The sequence below is a fragment of the Nonomuraea cavernae genome, from assembly GCF_040655715.1.
GTDB classification, from domain to species: Bacteria; Actinomycetota; Actinomycetes; order Streptosporangiales; family Streptosporangiaceae; genus Nonomuraea; species Nonomuraea cavernae_A.
In genome coordinates, this window is sequence record NZ_JBFAKL010000006.1 from 259,846 (window position 1) to 277,129 (window position 17,284).

17 protein-coding genes are annotated in these 17,284 nt (G+C 70.9%); 13 read left to right on the plus strand and 4 right to left on the minus strand.

Annotation, left to right across the window (positions count from 1 at the left end; all coding sequences use genetic code 11):
- Nucleotides 1-4: 4 nt before the first annotated feature.
- The 3 genes from AB0I38_RS11550 to AB0I38_RS11560 all read left to right on the plus strand — a co-directional run bounded on the left by AB0I38_RS11550 (nt 5) and on the right by AB0I38_RS11560 (nt 5,177).
- Nucleotides 5-1,978 carry a beta-propeller domain-containing protein gene (locus AB0I38_RS11550; RefSeq protein WP_358465815.1) on the plus strand — a complete coding sequence of 658 codons (1,974 nt, stop codon included), beginning with the start codon at nt 5-7 and terminating at the stop codon, nt 1,976-1,978.
- A 119-nt stretch (nt 1,979-2,097) separates the two neighbouring features.
- A complete protein-coding gene (locus AB0I38_RS11555) occupies nt 2,098-3,279 on the plus strand; it encodes a helix-turn-helix transcriptional regulator (protein WP_358465817.1) in 1,182 nt (393 codons plus the stop codon).
- Between the two features lie 95 nt (nt 3,280-3,374).
- Nucleotides 3,375-5,177, plus strand: coding sequence for a S8 family serine peptidase (locus AB0I38_RS11560; protein WP_358465819.1), 1,803 nt, complete (start codon nt 3,375-3,377; stop codon nt 5,175-5,177).
- A gap of 155 nt (nt 5,178-5,332) precedes the next feature.
- Here AB0I38_RS11560 and AB0I38_RS11565 read toward each other — a convergent pair whose 3' ends face one another.
- The 3 genes from AB0I38_RS11565 to AB0I38_RS11575 all read right to left on the minus strand — a co-directional run bounded on the left by AB0I38_RS11565 (nt 5,333) and on the right by AB0I38_RS11575 (nt 8,786).
- Nucleotides 5,333-6,046 carry a hypothetical protein gene (locus AB0I38_RS11565; RefSeq protein ID WP_358465821.1) on the minus strand — a complete coding sequence of 238 codons (714 nt, stop codon included), beginning with the start codon at nt 6,044-6,046 and terminating at the stop codon, nt 5,333-5,335.
- 125 nt (nt 6,047-6,171) lie between these two features.
- Nucleotides 6,172-7,908 carry a glycerol-3-phosphate dehydrogenase/oxidase gene (locus AB0I38_RS11570; RefSeq protein WP_358465823.1) on the minus strand — a complete coding sequence of 579 codons (1,737 nt, stop codon included), beginning with the start codon at nt 7,906-7,908 and terminating at the stop codon, nt 6,172-6,174.
- Nucleotides 7,909-8,015: 107 nt separating this feature from the next.
- Nucleotides 8,016-8,786, minus strand: coding sequence for a DeoR/GlpR family DNA-binding transcription regulator (locus AB0I38_RS11575; protein ID WP_358465825.1), 771 nt, complete (start codon nt 8,784-8,786; stop codon nt 8,016-8,018).
- A gap of 122 nt (nt 8,787-8,908) precedes the next feature.
- Here AB0I38_RS11575 and AB0I38_RS11580 point away from each other — a divergent pair, with 122 nt between their 5' ends.
- The 10 genes from AB0I38_RS11580 to tgmC all read left to right on the plus strand — a co-directional run bounded on the left by AB0I38_RS11580 (nt 8,909) and on the right by tgmC (nt 16,995).
- Nucleotides 8,909-9,784, plus strand: a complete 876-nt coding sequence (locus AB0I38_RS11580) for an SIS domain-containing protein (protein WP_436838735.1) — start codon at nt 8,909-8,911, stop codon at nt 9,782-9,784.
- A complete protein-coding gene (gene nagA, locus AB0I38_RS11585; RefSeq protein WP_358465827.1) occupies nt 9,781-10,923 on the plus strand; it encodes an N-acetylglucosamine-6-phosphate deacetylase in 1,143 nt (380 codons plus the stop codon). The genes AB0I38_RS11580 and nagA overlap by 4 nt, the downstream gene beginning before the upstream one ends.
- Complete coding sequence (locus AB0I38_RS11590) at nt 10,920-11,840, plus strand: 1-phosphofructokinase family hexose kinase (protein ID WP_358465829.1); 921 nt, start codon at nt 10,920-10,922, stop codon at nt 11,838-11,840. The genes nagA and AB0I38_RS11590 overlap by 4 nt, the downstream gene beginning before the upstream one ends.
- A gap of 11 nt (nt 11,841-11,851) precedes the next feature.
- Nucleotides 11,852-12,676 (plus strand): class II fructose-bisphosphate aldolase, encoded by an 825-nt coding sequence (locus AB0I38_RS11595; protein WP_358465831.1) that lies wholly within the window; start codon nt 11,852-11,854, stop codon nt 12,674-12,676.
- Between the two features lie 127 nt (nt 12,677-12,803).
- The gene (locus AB0I38_RS11600) at nt 12,804-12,935 is read left to right on the plus strand and encodes a hypothetical protein (protein ID WP_358465833.1); all 132 of its coding nucleotides are present in this window, start codon (nt 12,804-12,806) and stop codon (nt 12,933-12,935) included.
- A 158-nt stretch (nt 12,936-13,093) separates the two neighbouring features.
- Nucleotides 13,094-14,275 (plus strand): helix-turn-helix transcriptional regulator, encoded by a 1,182-nt coding sequence (locus AB0I38_RS11605; protein WP_358465835.1) that lies wholly within the window; start codon nt 13,094-13,096, stop codon nt 14,273-14,275.
- 64 nt (nt 14,276-14,339) lie between these two features.
- Nucleotides 14,340-14,654 (plus strand): hypothetical protein, encoded by a 315-nt coding sequence (locus tag AB0I38_RS11610; protein WP_358465837.1) that lies wholly within the window; start codon nt 14,340-14,342, stop codon nt 14,652-14,654.
- Nucleotides 14,651-14,896, plus strand: coding sequence for a putative ATP-grasp-modified RiPP (tgmA, locus tag AB0I38_RS11615; RefSeq protein WP_358465839.1), 246 nt, complete (start codon nt 14,651-14,653; stop codon nt 14,894-14,896). Before AB0I38_RS11610 ends, tgmA begins: the two co-directional genes overlap by 4 nt.
- A 27-nt stretch (nt 14,897-14,923) precedes the next feature.
- Nucleotides 14,924-15,865 carry an ATP-grasp ribosomal peptide maturase gene (gene tgmB, locus AB0I38_RS11620; RefSeq protein ID WP_358465841.1) on the plus strand — a complete coding sequence of 314 codons (942 nt, stop codon included), beginning with the start codon at nt 14,924-14,926 and terminating at the stop codon, nt 15,863-15,865.
- A gap of 5 nt (nt 15,866-15,870) precedes the next feature.
- Nucleotides 15,871-16,995 (plus strand): ATP-grasp peptide maturase system methyltransferase, encoded by a 1,125-nt coding sequence (tgmC, locus tag AB0I38_RS11625; RefSeq protein ID WP_358465843.1) that lies wholly within the window; start codon nt 15,871-15,873, stop codon nt 16,993-16,995.
- Nucleotides 16,996-17,012: 17 nt separating this feature from the next.
- On the opposite strand, the gene AB0I38_RS11630 is transcribed toward tgmC, so the two are convergent.
- Nucleotides 17,013-17,198, minus strand: coding sequence for a GntR family transcriptional regulator (locus tag AB0I38_RS11630; RefSeq protein ID WP_358465845.1), 186 nt, complete (start codon nt 17,196-17,198; stop codon nt 17,013-17,015).
- Nucleotides 17,199-17,284 lie beyond the last annotated feature (86 nt).

Sequence of the window (17,284 nt, forward strand, 5' to 3'; positions counted from 1 at the left end):
GGTCATGAAGCCGCCGATCCGTACGGCACTGGTCGCCACAGTCCTCGCGACCGCCGCCGCCTGCACCTCTTCTCCTCCGCCGCTCCCGAAGCAGCGGCTGGACGCCGTACGTCTCGTCTCCTACAGCGACTGCGACGAGTTGCTGGCCGGGCTGCGCGAGCGCGCCGCGGAGAACGTGGGCGCGTGGGGCTTCGGCGGGCCCCAGGTGAAGTATCTGGCGCGCGACACCGCGATGGCCGTGCCCGAGGCCAAGATCACCCTGGAGCACTCCACGACGAACGTGCACGAGGCGGGCGTGGACGAGCCCGACCTGGTCAAGACCGACGGAGACCGGGTCATCACGGCCGGCGGCGGCGTGCTGCGCGTCATCGACACGGCGACCAGGAAGGTCACCGCCTCGCTGGACCTGACCGGCGGCAAGGAGCCCGCCTACCAGCCCGCCGACCTGCTCGTCTCGGGTGACCGGGCGCTGGTGCTGATGCGGGGCGGCGGCATGGTGTTCGACGCCGTCGTTCCGATGGGCGAGACCAGATACCTGCTCGTGGACCTGTCCGGGAAGCCCAAGGTGCTCACCACGATCAAGCCGGACGGCGAGTACGTCGACGCCCGGATGGTCGGCTCGACCGTGCGGCTGGTCACCCGCAGCCAGCCTGCCATCACGTTCCCCCGGCCCGCCGACGCCACCTCGGAGGCCGAGCGCAAGAAGCTCAACCAGGCCGCGGTACGGCGGGCGCCGCTGGACGCGTGGCTGCCCGACGTCGAGATCACCGACGCGTCCGGCGCCACCAGGAAGGACTCGGTGCCCTGCGAGCGGGTCAGCCACCCGGCCGGCTACACCGGCACCTCGCTGCTCACCCTGCACACGATCGACCTGGCCCAGGGCGTCACGGCGGCCGGCACCGACCCGATCAGCCTGGCCGCCGACGGCGACATCGTCTACGGCACCGGCCAGAGCCTGTACGTGGCCAGCAACCCGCGCTGGTGGTGGCCCATCGAGCCGATGCCCGTGGATGACGCCCCGGTCACCGAGCCGACCCCGGCGGAGCCCAGCCCGCGGACCACGGCCACCGAGTCCGCACCCGCGGAGCCGTCCACGGCGGCCAAGGACAAGGTCAAGCCCACTCCGGCACCGACTCCCACGGAACCGCCGGAGGAGACCGAGGTGCACCGGTTCGACCTCGGCAAGCCCGGCGCCCCGGCCTACGTGGCCTCCGGCAAGGTGCCCGGCCGGCTGCTGAACCAGTACTCCCTGTCGGAGCACGACGGCCACCTCCGCATCGCCACCACCCTCAGCTCCACCGACCAGCGGACCAGCTCCAGCAGCGTCTACGTGCTGGAGGCGGCCGGCATGCGCACGGTGGGCGAGGTCGGCGGGCTCGGCAAGGGCGAGCGGATCTACTCGGTCCGCTTCATCGGCCCGGTCGGCTACTGCGTCACGTTCAAGCAGGTGGACCCGCTCTACACGATCGACCTGCGCGACCCGGCCGAACCCCGCGTGACGGGTGAGCTGAAGATCACCGGCTACTCCGCCTACCTGCATCCGGCGGGCGACGGGCGGCTGATCGGCATCGGCCAGGAGGCCAGCGAACAGGGCCGGACGCTCGGCACCCAGGTGTCACTGTTCGACGTGAGCGACCCGGCCGGGCCGCGCAGGCTGTCGCAGCTGTTCCAGAAGGACTCGGGTTCCGAGGCGGAGTGGAACCCGCACGCGTTCCTGTACTGGCCGAAGACGGGCCTGTCGGTCATTCCGCTCAGCGACCACACCGGCCGCCAGGGCGCCATGGCGCTGAAGATCGACGACTCCGCTGTCAGCAAGCTCGGCCTGATCGAACACCCCCTGGATCGGAAGAACGGCTACCAGCCCGGCATCGAGCGCTCGATGGTCATCGGCGACTCCATCTGGACCGTCTCCCAGAGCGGCGTCCAGGTCAACGACGCCACCTCGCTGGCCCGGCAGGCGTGGATCCCGCTGAGCTGACCCGCCTGCCGATCTGGAAGTGCGCCGTTCCCCAGGGGCGGCGCTCTTTCATATGGACACAGTCCCACAAATAATGAAAAATCCACTGACACTTTGTAGTTCGGGCCGGGCGGTGCGGCATGCCTTTCGTGGGACGGCAGCGCGAGCTGCGTCAGTTGACGGCGGCTCTCAGCCGTCCGCCCGTCGTCATCCTGATCGAGGGTGAGGCGGGCGTCGGCAAGACCCGTCTCCTGCACGAGCTGGCCGGACACCCCATGCTGATCGGCCGCTGCCACCCGATGCGCTTCCCGTACGGCCCGATCGTCGAGGCGCTGCGGGACACCTGCCCACCCCCCGACCTCAACCCGGTCACCGGCGCGTTACGCCCTTTCTTACCCGAGTTCGCCCAGCTGCTGCCGCCCGCCCCGCCTCCGCTCCCGGATCCGCAGGTCGAGCGGCATCGTCTGTTCAGGGCCGTGTTGTCGCTGCTCGGCTCGCTGCAGCCGATCACGCTCGTGGTCGAGGACGCGCACTGGGTGGACCCCGACACCAGGCAACTGCTCGCCTTCCTGGCGCGCTGCCTGCCCGAGGCGGTCAACCTGGTGGTCACCTACCGGGCCGAGGACCTGCGCCATCCGGTGGCCGAGCTGCTCGCCCACCTGCCGCCGCACATCGACCACGCCGAGATCGCGCTGGCCCCGCTCGACCCCTGCGAGACCGCGCTGCTGGCCAGGAATCTGCTCCCCGAGCCACATGACCTGTGGCCGCTCACCCGGGGCGTGCCGTTCGCGATCGAGGAACTGGCCCGGATGCTCGCCGAGGGCCGGGAGCCGGGCACGCCGCCCGCGCTGCGCGACGCCGTACTCCTCAAACTCGGCTCGCTGCCGCTCGCGGCCCGCCGGCTGGTGCAGGCGGCGGCCGTGCTGCCGGAGCCGAGCGGTCAGCAGACGCTGACCGCCGTCGCCGGCGTGCCGCCCGAACAGGGCGAGCGCGGCCTGGCCGAAGCCGTCCGCCGCGGCCTGCTGTGGGAGTCGCCACCCGGCAGGTACGGCCTGCGCCAGCCGCTGACCCGCCAGGCCCTGTGCGACTCGATCACCCCGGCGGTGCGACGCAGGCTGAACCGCCGGATCGACCGCCCGGCCGAGCCGCAGGGCACCCTGTCGCCCCGGGAGGAGCAGGTCGTCAGGCTGGCCGCCGACGGGCTGACGAACCGCGAGATCGCCGAGGACCTGTTCCTGTCACCCAGGACGGTCGAGGTACACGTGGCCAACGCGCTGCGCAAACTCGGCCTGAACTCACGCAGGCAACTACGGACTACGTAGTCGCAATACGTGTGCCTTACGTATGGCCTGGAGCCTGATTTGGGCTCATGTTTCAGTGGTCCCCATCCGCCACCCCAGGAAGGGCTCACGCTGCCATGCGACGACGCACCCCCCTGCTCGCGTTACTCGTCAGCGCGCTGGCGTTACTCATGACGCCGACCCCGGTCCACGCCGCCACCTCCGCCTCCGCCTCCGCCTCCGCCTCGGCCGAGGAGGGCTCGTACATCGTCCAGCTCAACCCGGGCAAGCTGCGGGCGGCGCCACGAGCGACCGCCGAGGACCAGGTGAACCAGCTGGACGGCACCCTCGTCGGCGTCTACGAGCACGCCTTCAAGGGCTACACCGCCCGCCTGACCCCGGCCGCCGCCGAGGCGCTCCGGAAGAACCCGAACGTGCTCACCGTCGAGCCGGACGCCGAGGTCACGGCGTTCCCGCAGACCACGCCGACCGGCGTCAACCGGATCTTCGGCCCCAGCAATCCCAACCTGGACATCGACGGCGTGGACGACGTCCGCATCGACGTGGACGTGGCCGTCGTCGACACCGGGGTGGACTTCGACCACCCCGACCTGAACGTGGTCGCCAGGGCCAACTGCACGACCGGCTCGTGCGTGAACAACTCCGGTGACGACGACAACGGTCACGGCTCGCACGTCGCGGGCACCGTCGGCGCCATCGACAACACGATCGGCCCGGTGGGCGTCGCGCCCGGCGCGCGCATCCACGGCGTCAAGGTGCTCAACTCCGCCGGTTCCGGCACCCTCGCGGCCATCGCCGCCGGGATCGACTGGGTGGTCGCCCGCGCCTCGACCATCGAGGTCATCAACCTGAGCCTCGGCTGCAGCGGCTGCTCCAGCAGCGCGATCAGCACCGCCATCACGAACGCCGTCAACGCCGGCGTGGTCGTCGTCGTCGCGGCGGGCAACAGCAGCGCGAACGCGTCGTCGTTCTTCCCGGCCAACCACGCCGACGTGATCACCGTCTCGGCGATGACCGACAACGACGGCCTGCCCGGCGGCCAGGGCGGCAGCACGCTGTCGTGCCGCACCGAGACCGACCAGGACGACACGCTGGCGTTCTACTCCAACTACGGCACGACCGTGGAGATCACCGCCCCCGGCACCTGCATCTATTCCACCTGGATGAACGGCGGCTACAACACCATCAGCGGCACCTCGATGGCCAGCCCGCACGTCGCGGGCGCCGCGGGCATCCTCACCTCGGGCGCCAACAAGCCGACGACCAGGGCGGGCTCGCTGGCCGTACGGACCGAGCTGATCGCCACCGGCAACTCCAACTGGACCGACGACTCCACCGACGGCGTCAAGGAACCGCTGCTCGACGTGCACGACGCGACCAGGTTCCCGCCGACCACCGGCGGCAACCGGCCGCCGACGGCGTCGTTCACCTCGTCGTGCGCCCAGCTGGCCTGCTCGTTCAACGGCTCCGGCTCCACCGACCCTGACGGCACGATCGCCTCGTACGCCTGGAACTTCGGCGACGGCTCCACGGGCACCGGCGCCACGGCGACCCACACGTACGGCACGGCGGGCACCTACACGGTCACCCTCACCGTGACCGACAACGCGGGCGCCACCGCCTCCACCACCAGGCAGGTCACGGCGGGCACCCCGGCCAACCAGCCGCCGGTGGCCAACTTCACGCAGACCTGCCAGGCGATCCTCTTCTGGCGCTACTGCAACTTCAACGGCTCGTCCTCATCGGACGCCGACGGCACGATCGCGTCGTACGCCTGGAACTTCGGCGACGGCTCGACCGGCACCGGCGCGACCAACCAGCACTTCTACAGCTCGGCCGGCGCGAAGACCGTCACCCTCACCGTGACGGACAACCTGGGCGCCACCGGCACGATCACCAAGACCGTGACGGTTCCCTGACCTTCGCGGATCGGGCGGCCCGTGCCATCGGCGCGGGCCGCCCGTCAGGAGTGTTCGGGGATCGCGACCGGCACGATCTCAGGGGCACCGAACCTGGCGCGCTCGTCATGATGGTGTGATGCCGCTCCCGCCGCAGACGATGGTGTGGCGGGATCTCACTCATCGGCAGGCCGCAGGTCGACGACCACGGAGATGGAGAAGTCCAGCCCGTCGGCCCGCAGCCCGTAACAGCCGGGTTCTCGTACCCACGTGCTGCCTGGCCAGTGCCGGTAGCCGTCGCTGACGTTGACGCCGGGCCCGGGCGGGATCTGCACGGCCAGGGAGTCCGGGCTTTCGCCGAAGGCCACGTCGCCCGGGGCGTCCAGCCGCATCCCGCGCAGCAGCACCGGTCCCTGGTAGGAAGGGTCGGCGAACCACACCGACTTCTTGCCGCGCCACCCGTCGCGCAGCGCGTCGAGTTCGGTCCTCGCCTTCTGCTCCGCGCCCACCAGCACCAGGCGGACCGGGCCGTCGCCGAACGCCGTCCCGCCGAACGGAAGGCCGGCGGGGAGGCGCTTGCCGACGGTGGCCGGGCACCTGCCGCCGGGCTTGGGAAAGCGCATGGACCGCCACAGCTCCGCGGGCACCGCGCCGTCCTGGACCCGGCAGATCTGCGCCTGCCGCCGGCAGGACTGCGCGTAGTCGCGCGGTGTGGCCAGCCCCGTGGGCGCCGGCGACGAGGCGTCGGCCGAACCGGACGTCGAGTCCTTGCCCGGAGTGGGCGAGGAGGCGAGCGGGCTCGCCGTTCGCGGTTCCCCGGCCGCCGTGCAGGCGGCGCCGAACAGCGCGAGCGCCGACGTCAGCGCGGCCCTAGTGGTCCATATCCTCAATAAGGCTCCTGATCGGCGCGCAGATGGCCCACTGCCTACGACATGAAAAGGGATAAAGGCATCGAAATTCGTTCACCAGGTGAGGGGTGCAGGATTCCCAGCATGACCACCATCGGCGGGCCGCCTCAGGAGTGTTCGGGGATCGCGACCGGCACGATCTCGGGGGCGCCGAGCCTGATCGCGTCGGCGTCCTGGTCGGAGTCCTGCTCCTGGGAGAGCCGCTCGGCCTCCACCCGCTTGGTGAAGTACTCGACCTCCCGCTTGACCTGCTCGGTGTCCCAGTCGAGCGGCTCGGCCATCAGCTCGGCCGCCTCCTGCGCCACGGCCAGGCCGCGATGGAAGGTCTCGATCGAGATGTGCGTACGGCGGGTCAGCACGTCGTTGAGATGCCGGGCGCCCTCGTGGGTGGCGGCGTAGACCACCTCGGCGCGCAGGTAGTCGTCGGCCCCGCTGAGCGGCCTGGCCAGCGACGGATCACGGTCGATCAGCTCCAGCACCTCGTCGATCATCGAGCCGTATCTCTGCAGCAGGTGCTCGATCCGGGCGACGTGCAGCCCGGAGGTGTGCGCGAGGCGGTATCTGGAGTTCCACAACGCCTGGTAGCCCTCGGCGCCCACCAGCGGGATCCGGTCGGTGCACGAGCGCGGCACCCGCTGGTCGAGCCCGTGAGCCACGGCGTCGACCGCGTCCTTGGCCATGACCCGGTAGGTCGTGTACTTTCCGCCCGCGATCATGACCAGCCCCGGCACCGGATGCGCCACCACGTGCTCGCGCGACAGCTTCGACGTCTCGTCGGACTCCCCCGACAGCAACGGCCGCAGCCCCGCGTAGACGCCTTCGACGTCGTCACGCGTCAGCGGCACCGACAGCACGGCGTTGACGTGGTCGAGCAGGTAGTCGATGTCGGCCCGGGAGGCGGCGGGATGTGCCTTGTCGAGCGTCCACTCGGTGTCGGTGGTGCCGATGATCCAGTGCCGCCCCCACGGGATCACGAAAAGAACCGATTTTTCGGTACGAAGGATGATCCCCGTGAGTGAGTGGATCCGATCCCGGGGCACCAGCAGATGGATCCCCTTGGACGCCCGGACATGGATCTGGCCACGACCGCCCACGAGCTCCTGGATGTCGTCGGTCCACACCCCGGTGGCGTTGACCACCTGCTGCGCCCGCACCTCCTGCTCGCCGCCGCTCTCCAGGTCGCGCACGCGTACCCCGGTGACCCGCTCCCCTTCGCGCAGGAACCCCACGACCTGGGCCCGAGGCGCGATCGCCGCCCCGTAGGTGGCGGCGGTGCGCAGCATGGTCATCACATATCGGGCGTCGTCCACCTGGGCGTCCCAGTATTGGACGGCCCCGGTGAACGCCGACTTCTTCAGCGCCGGCGCCAGCCGCAGCGCCCGGCTCCGCGACAGGTGCCGATGCCCCGGCACCCCCCGCGCCACACCGGTCGCGAGCCCGAGCGTGTCATAGAGCGCCACTCCGGCCCCCACGTAGGGGCGCTCCCACCCAAAGTGGGTCATCGGAAACAGAAAAGGCACCGGCCGCACCAGATGGGGCGCGATCCGCTGCAGAAGCAGGGCCCGCTCCTGCAGCGCCTCCCGCACGAGCTCGAAGTTGAGCTGTTCGAGATAGCGCAGGCCGCCGTGGATCAGTTTCGACGACCGCGACGACGTGCCGGACGCGAAGTCACGCGCCTCGACCAGGCCCACGTCCAGCCCGCGCGTGGCGGCGTCGAGCGCGATGCCCGCGCCCACCACCCCGCCACCGACCACGACCACGTCCAGCTCCTGGGCGCCCATCCTGGTCATCGCCGCCGCCCGCTCGGCAGGCCCGAGCCGCGCCACGCCCCTTCCCGCCGTCATAAACGCCCCCTGATATACGACTATGTCGCCTTGCGCTCCATACCTACCCGCTCGGGTAGCGCGATGTAACGCTTGTCCGGAGTGGACCCGAGCACCATCGTGCCCCATCAGGCGCGGATCACCTTCACCCCCGCGTCGGTCAGGCCGCCGGCGAGCTCGTCGGAGAGCCGGGCGTCGGTGACCAACGTGTCGATCTCCCCGATCGGGCAGATCCGGGAGAACGCCCGTTTGCCGACCTTGGAGGCGTCGGCCACCACCACGACCTGCTTGGCCCGGCTGATCAGCAGGTGGTTGACGTCGGCCTCGCCCTCGTGGTGGGCGGAGGCCCCGAGTTCGATGTCGAGCCCGTCGACCCCGAGGAACGCCACGTCCAGCGTCACCTGCTCCAGCACGCCCGAGGCCAGCGGCCCGATCAGCTCGTAGGACTGCGGGCGGGCCACACCACCCGTCACGACGATCTTGACGTGCTGCCGGACCGTCAGCTCCGCGGCGATGTTGAGGGCGTTGGTGACGACCGTGAAGCCCGACTCCAGCGTCGAGCACGTGGCCAGGGCGCGGGCCAGCTCCGAGGTGGTGGTGCCGCCGTTGAGCCCGACGACCACGCCGGGAGTGAGCAGCTCCACCGCGGCGGCGGCGATGCGGTGCTTCTCGTCGGCGTGCCGGGCGGTCTTGTAGCGCAGCGGCAGGTCGTAGCTGACGCTCTGGGCGACCGCACCGCCTCGGGTGCGCATGAGCATCTGCTGCTGGGCGAGCTGGTCGAAGTCGCGGCGGATCGTCGCGGTGGAGACGTCGAGCGCCTGGGCGGCCTCCTCGACGGACAGGCGACCCTCTTGAGCGAGCAGCTCCAGAATCGCATTCCACCGGTCATATCGGGACACGAATGCCTCCTTGGCGATCCAACTCGTGCAAGCGTGGCACACGCCCCGGACCAGAGCCACCACTGCACAATCTTGCAGTTTCTTGATATAAACAGAGCAGAAACAATCATGCACTGGAGGTAATGGTGGCCACCCACACTGAGGCCGAGATCGCCTCTCAGCCGGACTGCTGGCGCCGCGCCGTCGCCGATGTGCCCGTCGACGCGCTGCCCCGCCCGGGTGAGCGGGTCGCCGTCGTCGGCTGTGGCACCTCGTGGTTCATCGCGATGGCCTACGCCGCCCTCCGCGAGCGGGCCGGGCTGGGCGAGACGGACGCGTTCGCCGCCTCGGAGGCTCCGGTGGGCCGGCGCTACGACCGCGTGCTGGCGCTCAGCCGTTCGGGCACCACGACCGAGGTGCTGAAGCTGCTCGCGGACACCGAGTCCGCCACCACGGCCATCACCGCCGACCCCGACGCCCCGATCATGAACGTCGCGGACGACGTGATCGTCCTCGACTACGCCGACGAGCGGTCGGTGGTGCAGACCAGGTTCGCCACCACCCAGCTGGCGATGCTGCGCGCCAGCCTCGGCGAGGACCTGACCCAGGCCATCGCCGACGCCGAGCGGGCCGTCTCGGCGCCGCTCGCCGACGGGCTGGTGGCGGCCGAGCAGTTCAGCTTCCTCGGTTCCGGCTGGTCCGTGGGCCTCGCCCAGGAGGCCGCGCTGAAGATGCGGGAGGCGTCGCGATCGTGGACCGAGGCCTACCCGGCGATGGAATACCGCCACGGCCCGATCAGCATCGCCGGCCCCGGCCGCGTCACCTGGATGCTCGGTGAGGCCCCCGAGGGTCTGCGCGAGCAGGTCGAGGCCACCGGTGGCACGTTCCTGCAGAGCGGGCTCGACCCGATGGCCGAGCTGATCACGGCCCAGCGGGTCGCGGTCGCCAGGGCGTTCGCCCGTGGCCTCAACCCCGACGAGCCCCTGCACCTCACCCGATCTGTGATTCTTTCATCATGAGCCTCACCCTCGCCGACGCCCGGATCGTGACTCCCGAGGGAGTTCACGACGGGTGGCTGACCATCGAAGACGGCCGCATCACGCACATCGGCCGCGGATCCGCCCCCCGCGCGGGCCACAGCCTGGGCGGCCGGCACGTGGTGCCGGGCTTCGTCGACCTGCACAACCACGGCGGAGCGGGCGGGTCCTTCCCGACCGGCGATCACGACGGGGCTCGTGACGCGGTGGCGCTGCACGAGCGCCATGGCACCACGACGATGGTGGCGAGCCTGGTGACGGGCCCGCTCGACGAGCTGACCAGGGCGGCGGCCTCGCTCGCCGACCTGTGCGACGAAGGGCTGTTCGCGGGCCTGCACTTCGAGGGCCCCTACATCGCCGCGGCCCGCTGCGGCGCCCACAACCCGGCACTGCTGCGTGAGCCGTCGCCGGGAGAGTTCGCGCGGCTGGTCAAGGCCGGGCGCGGGCACGTGCGCATGCTCACGCTGGCCCCCGAGCTGCCGGGCGCCCTCGACACGATCCGCGCGGCCACGGCCGAAGGCGTGATCGCCGCGCTCGGCCACACCAGCGCCACCTACGAGCAGACCCTGGCGGGCATCGAGGCCGGCGCCACGGTCGCCACCCACCTCTACAACGCGATGGTGCCGCTCGGCCACCGCGATCCCGGGCCGATCGCCGCGCTGCTGGAGGACGAGCGGGTCACGGTCGAGCTGATCAACGACGGCGTGCACGTGCACCCGGCGATGCTGCGCCTGGCCTACGACGTGGCGGGGCCCGGCCGCACCGCGCTGGTCACCGACGCGATGGCCGCCACCGGCATGGGCGACGGCGACTACGTGCTCGGCTCGATGCGGGTCAACGTGGCCGGCGGCGTCGCCCGGCTGGCCGAGGGCGGCTCGATCGCGGGCAGCACGCTCACCATGGACGTCGCCTTCCGGCGGGCCGTCCAGGAGGTGGGCCTGTCGCTGCCCGAGGCCGTGGAGATCGCCTCGCGCACACCCGCCCGCGTGCTGGGCATCGGCGACCGCGTCGGCTCGATCGCCGTGGGCAAGTTCGCCGACCTGGTGGTGCTCACCGACGAACTGGAGGTGGCCGGGGTGATGAAGCGGGGCGCCTGGGTTCGCTCGGCGGATCCCGCATGATCCTCACCGTGACGCTCAACGCCGCCCTCGACGTCACCTACCAGGTGCCCGACGTCGACTGGGACGGCGTCAACCGGGTCTCGGCCGTGCACCGGCGGGCCGGCGGCAAGGGCGTCAACGTGGCCCGCGTGCTCCAGGCCCTCGGCCAGGAGGTGCTGGTCACCGGCCTCGCGGGCGGGCCCACCGGCCAGGCCATCGAGGCCGACCTGCGCGCGGCCGGCCTGACCAGCGCGCTGGTCGAGGTCGCCGCCGACGCCCGCACGACACTCGTCGTCTCGGAGACCTCCAGCCAGTACGGCACGCGCCGCGCGGCCCTGTTCAACGAGCCCGGCCCCGAGGTCACGGAGCAAGAGCTCCGAAATTTCACCAAAAAGTACGAAACCCTGCTGGCCCAGGCCCGGGTGGTCGTGCTCTCCGGCAGCCTCCCCACTGGCCTGCCCAGCGACACCTACGCCACCCTGGCCGCCATCGCCGCCGAGCGCGGCGTGCCCGCGATCGTCGACGCCGACGGCGAGCCACTGCGCCACGCCCCCCGGGGCCGCCCCGCGATCGTCAAGCCCAACGCCGACGAGCTGGCCCGCGCGGTGCCGGGCGGCACCCCCGCCGAGGGTGCCGAGCGGCTGAGAGCCCAGGGCGCCGGGTCCGTGGTCGTCTCCCTGGGCGCCGAAGGACTGCTGGCGGTCACGCCCGAGGGAACGTTCCGGGCCCGCATGCCGTACCGGGTGGACGGCAACCCGACGGGCGCCGGTGACTCACTGGTGGCCGGGCTGGCACTGGGCCTGCTGGAGAGCACCGCGTGGCCCGACCGGCTGCGGCGGGCGGCGGCGCTGGGCGCGGCCGCCGTCGCCGCGCCGGTGGCCGGCGACTTCGACCGAGACGTCTACGCCGACACGCACGCCCAGATCGTCATCACCTGAGGAGTCCCGTCATGCCCCTTGCCGCCATCGGCGACATCGTCCACGCCTCCCCCGCGGGGGTGGGCGCGTTCAACGTGATCCAGTTGGAGCACGCCACCGCGATCGTGGCCGGCGCCGAGGCGCTGGGGCTGCCGGTCGTGCTGCAGATCAGCGAAAACTGCGTGCGCTACCACGGCGCGCTGGAGCCGATCGCGCTGGCCTCGCTCGCCGTCGCCCGGCGGGCCGCCGTGCCCGTCGCGGTCCACCTCGACCACGCCACCGACCGCGCGCTGGTCGAGGAGGCGGTGCTGCTGGGCCTCGGATCGGTGATGTTCGACGCGTCGGCGCTGCCCGACGAGGAGAACGTCGTCACCACCGCCGCCGTGGCCGCCTGGTGCCACGAGCGCGGCGTGTGGGTGGAGGCCGAGCTGGGCGAGGTCGGTGGCAAGGACGGCGTGCACGCCCCCGGCGCGCGCACCAAGCCGCACGAGGCCGTCGACTACGTGACGCGCACCGGGGTCGACGCCCTGGCCGTCGCCGTGGGCAGCTCGCACGCGATGACCACCAAGGACGCCGTGCTCGACCTGGAGCTGATCGCCGAGCTGCGCGCCGCCGTGCCGGTGCCACTGGTCCTGCACGGCTCCTCGGGGGTGCCCGACGACACCCTCCGCCACGCCGTACGGCACGGCATGAAGAAGATCAACATCGCCACCCACCTCAACAAGGCGTTCACCGGCGCCATCCGCGACTACCTGGGCGGCGACGAAAAGGTGGTCGACTCGCGCAAGTATCTGAGGGCGGGCCGCGACGCGGTGACCCGCGAGGTCACCCACCTCCTCAGCGTCCTCACGGCGTGAACTCCTGACGCGGACACTCCTCGCGCATGAGCTCCGGGCGATCGCGCGAGCCGGTCGGGCGGCAAGGGAGGGCGGCGACTACACGCTCGGCGAGATCGCCAGGATCCTCGACATCAAGAAGCAGAGCGTGAGTGAGCTGATGGCCAAGGGCCGCGCGCTGCTCGAAGCGCAGCGAGTCCGGCTCTGCGTCGTGTCGCTGCGGGAGCGGCGTCGCGAGCGCCTGGCCGCCGCCGGGATGCCGGACCGGCGGGCCAGCTAAGTAAGGATCATCCGCCCGGGTGGGCTTTTACTCCACCCGGGCGCGCGGCACCGGGCCGATTCGCCCGACCCCTCGCATGCGCGAGGCCCTGCGCCGTAGCCTGAGATTGCGACATCGCAGGAGGTGCAGGGCCTATGCCCGAGACTAGCACTGGCTACATGGTCAGGATTCAGCGCGAGCTGCGCGGTATGACAACCACAGGCCTGGCCACCCACGTCGGCTGTACGCCGCGACACATCGAGCTGATCGAACAGGGTAAGCGCACCCCTTCGCTGCCCATGCTTCGAGAGATCGCGAAGGTTCTCGGCGTGCGCAGCGCCGTCCTCCTCGGCGAAAGCCCTCGCGAGAGTCACAAGACCGGCCGTCCGCAGGTGGGCGATATAGAACGAGCCCTCTTCACCTACAAGACCCTCGCCCCTGACATCGAACCGCCCGACGCCGACCAGCTCGACGAGCGCATCAGCGCGGCCCGAGACGCCTGGTTCTCTTCGGCGAGCAGGTACACGATCCTGATGCGAGACCTGCCGCAGCTCATCAGCGACGCCGAAAGCCTGGTCCTAGAGACCAACAGCCGGCCAGACGATCGCCGGACCGCCTGCCGAGTGGCCGCCAACGCCTACATCCTCGCCCGTGGCATGCTCAAGCACCTCGGCCGGATCGACCTGGCGCACCTGGCCGCCGACCGCGCAATGCGCTACGCCGAAGAAACCGAGAACCCGCTGATGATCGCGGTGGCGCACTGGAATCTCGGCCAGTCCATGCTGTCGGACGACATGCACGAAGTGGCCTACGACGTCGCCCAGCGCGGCATGGAGCTGTTCGAGCCCTCGCTCGGCGACGGCGACGAGCGGCACCTGTCGGTGTTCGGCGCGTTGAACCTCGTGTCTGCGATCGCCCTCACCCGCTCCGGAGACGCCGAGCAGGCGCGCGAGATGCTCCGCGGCCGTGCCCGTTCGCTGGCCCAGAGCGTCAACGAGCGCAGTAATCACTTCGGTCTCGCGTTCGGCTTGACCAACGTGGCGATCCATATGGCGAGCGTGGAGGTTGAGGCCCGGCGGCCTGAGGCGGCGCTTCATGTGGCCGACGACATCGACCTGAGCCGGACACCCTCAGTCGAGCGCCGCGCCACCCATCTGACCCAGATCGCCCGCGCGTGTGAGGACGTCGGGGACGACGCCGCAAGCCTGGTGTATCTGCTCCGGGTGGAGCGGGAGTGTCCGGAGGAGCTCGACCACAAGCGGCTCCTGCGCGAGATGATCCGCACCCTGGCGCGGCGTGCCAGACCATCGTGGGCGCCGGAAGTCCGCTACCTCGCCGAGCGCCACCGCATCGCGGTCTGACGAACTTAGAGTTCGCGACGATCTGTTCGGAGCGGTGGGGTCCGCCGGTGGCAGTCTGCTGCCCATGACCGCAGCGCCCAGTGACGATGTCATCATCACGCGCCTGCTCCACGAGGCGGAACGCGAGTTCCCTGGCTGGGCGTTCACGCCCAGCGTCGCGGGATGGACCACCCGCCGGGGTCGCAGCCGCCTCGCCGCCACAAGCCTCGCCACCCTCTGGGCCGACTTGCGGCGGCTGCCGTCAACGACCGCCCGGCGGCACCCATGCGGCTGGGACACGGACGGCTTCTACGAGTGGACCGCCATCGACGACCACGGAGACGGCGCATGCGGTGTGACCGGCGAACGCCGCGCCACCCTACGAGGAGGAGACCCGTGACTATCACGTCCACACGCCCCTGGGGCATGACCCGCATGACGCCGCACCTGGAGGCAGTGCCCCTGCCCTGGGACACCACCGAGATCGAGGAGACCACCCAGCTCGCCGTCTACCGTGACGCGGGCGGCCACGCCGTCGACATCACCTGCGGGACCTACGCGACGGTCACAACGTCCCGGCCGCATGACGGCTCAGGGAACGCCGCCCAGGTAGCGGACGACTCGAACACCGACCAGCGCTGAGCCATGCGATCCTCTCCGGGCACAGTCATGGTGATCACATGCATGGACGACGTCACCGCCAACCCCGTCATCGCCGCGCTACACGAGCGCGGCGCGCGGGTGGCCCGGGTTGATCCGGCTGACATCGGCTCCGATCTGGCGTTCAACGCGCAGATCGGGGCCGGTGAGGCTGGATGGATGGGCACATTGCGGACCCTGACCCGCGACGTAGCGCTGCAGGACGTGCGGGCGATCTACTACCGCCGCCCGTCGCCGTGGCGCTTCCACGAGTTGCCGCCGCAGGAGCGCGAGTTCGCGAAGGCCGAGGCGCGGCACGGGCTCGACGGCACGCTCGCCGCCCTGCCGGACTGCCGGTACGTCAACCACCCGGCCGCCAACGAGCGGGCCGAGGTGAAACCAGCACAGCTCCAGGTAGCCGCACAGTTCGGCATGGAGGTGCCCGCCACCCTCATCACGAACGACGTCGACGCCGTTCGCGAGTTCGCCGCCAAGCACGGCCCCATCGTCTACAAGTCGTTCCGCGGCGTGCCCTCGGCGCCGGGCGGCGAGGTCGCGGCGATCTGGACGCAGCGCGTCGACCCGGCCGACGTTGACGAGTCACTCGCGCTCACAGCCCACCTGTTCCAAGCCGAGGTGCCCAAGACCAGCGACGCCAGAGTCACAGTGGTCGGTGATCACGTATTCGCCAGCGAGATCACCACCCCGGACGGCGTACTCGACTGGCGCCGCGACGACTGGGACCGCCTCGTACACAGCCCGATCGAGGTGCCCGCGCCGATCCAGGCCGCGATGCGCTCCTACCTCGACCGGTTCGGCCTCGTCTTCGGCTGCTTCGACTTCGCGCTGACCGGCTCGGTTCCCGAGCGCCAGTGGATGTTCTTGGAATGCAACCCCAACGGGCAGTGGGCCTGGCTGCCCGACGCGGACGCGATAGCCGCAGCTCTCGCCGACACCCTGCTGAGAGGATGACCCGCATGAACGACCTGGCTGCCAAACTCCGGCACGGACTCGCCGCCCAGATCGACTGCCCGCACTGGCGGGCCGCGCTTGAAGCGGTGCCGCGCGAACTCTTCGTCGGCGACCACGTGTTCGGCTACGACGCCGCCGATTGGGTGCCCATGCACCGCTCGCAGGTGAGTCCCGAGGATTGGATGGCCCTCGTCTACAGCGACAGGAGCCTGGTGACCCAGGTCGCCGGCGTCATGGCCGAGGACGCCACCGAGCCGATCGCCAACGCGTGGGCGACGTCGTCGTCCACGCTGCCCAGCCTCGTCGTGCGGATGCTGGGCACGGCCGGGATCGGCGAAGGTGACAAGGTGCTGGAGATCGGCACCGGCACCGGCTACTCCACGGCGCTGATGTGTCACCGGCTCGGCGCTGACGCCGTCACCTCGATCGAGTACGACCCGATGGTCGCCGCACGGGCGAAGGCGGCGCTCACAGCGGCAGGGTATGAGCCGACCCTCGTTCAGGGCGACGGGCTCGATGGGTGGGGCCGCGGCGCCCCGTATGACCGGATCATCGGCACCTGCGCGGTGCGGGCGATCCCTCCCCTGTGGTTGCGGCAGGTCCGCCCGGGCGGGACGATCACCACGCCCATGCTGGGCTGGATCGGCGGTGGCGCGTTGGCGCACCTGACGGTCGCCGACGACGGCACCGCGTGCGGGATCTTCCCAGAGCCGGTGTATTTCCAGCCCGCCCGGCCGCACGCGGCCCCGCCCATGGGCCTGATGAAGCTCGGCGTCGGCGACGTCAGCTACACCACCGTGGACCCGGCGCTGCTTACCGACCAGACGGGCCAGTTCGTGGCCCAGCTCGCCGCGCCGCAGGCGCAGCACGCCTGGATCGAGAACACCCTTGCCCTGCACGACGTGGAATCCGGCTCGCACGCCGACGTCGACCCCGCGGACTCGGCCGGCTGGATGGTCCACCAGTCCGGGCCGTACCGCCTGTGGGACGCGGTCGAGCGAGCCCTCACTACATGGCTGGACGCCGGGAAGGTGCCCCAGTCCGCGTTCGGGCTCACTGTGGCGCAGGACGAGCAACAGGTGTGGTTGGGCAGCCCTGACGGGCCCAGGTGGAGACTGCCTCGGTGCTGAAAGGCCGTCTGGCTGGATCAGTGGTCGACGACGTAGACGCCCATGCCGGTCACGGTCTCGACCAAGCCCTCGTCCTTGAGGACCTGCACCGCCTTGCGCAGCGTGTCCCGCGCGACGCCGAACTCCGCTTCGAGCTCGACCAGGCTCGGGATTCGGCGGCCTACGGGGATCTCGCGCCCCCTGGAGCGCCAACAGAGTGTCACTCTGCGGCAACCAGAGGTAACTATCAGTCGTCCCACCTCCCACCTCCCGGCTCGCCCATCCCCAGAAGAACGGCTCAACGATGCGT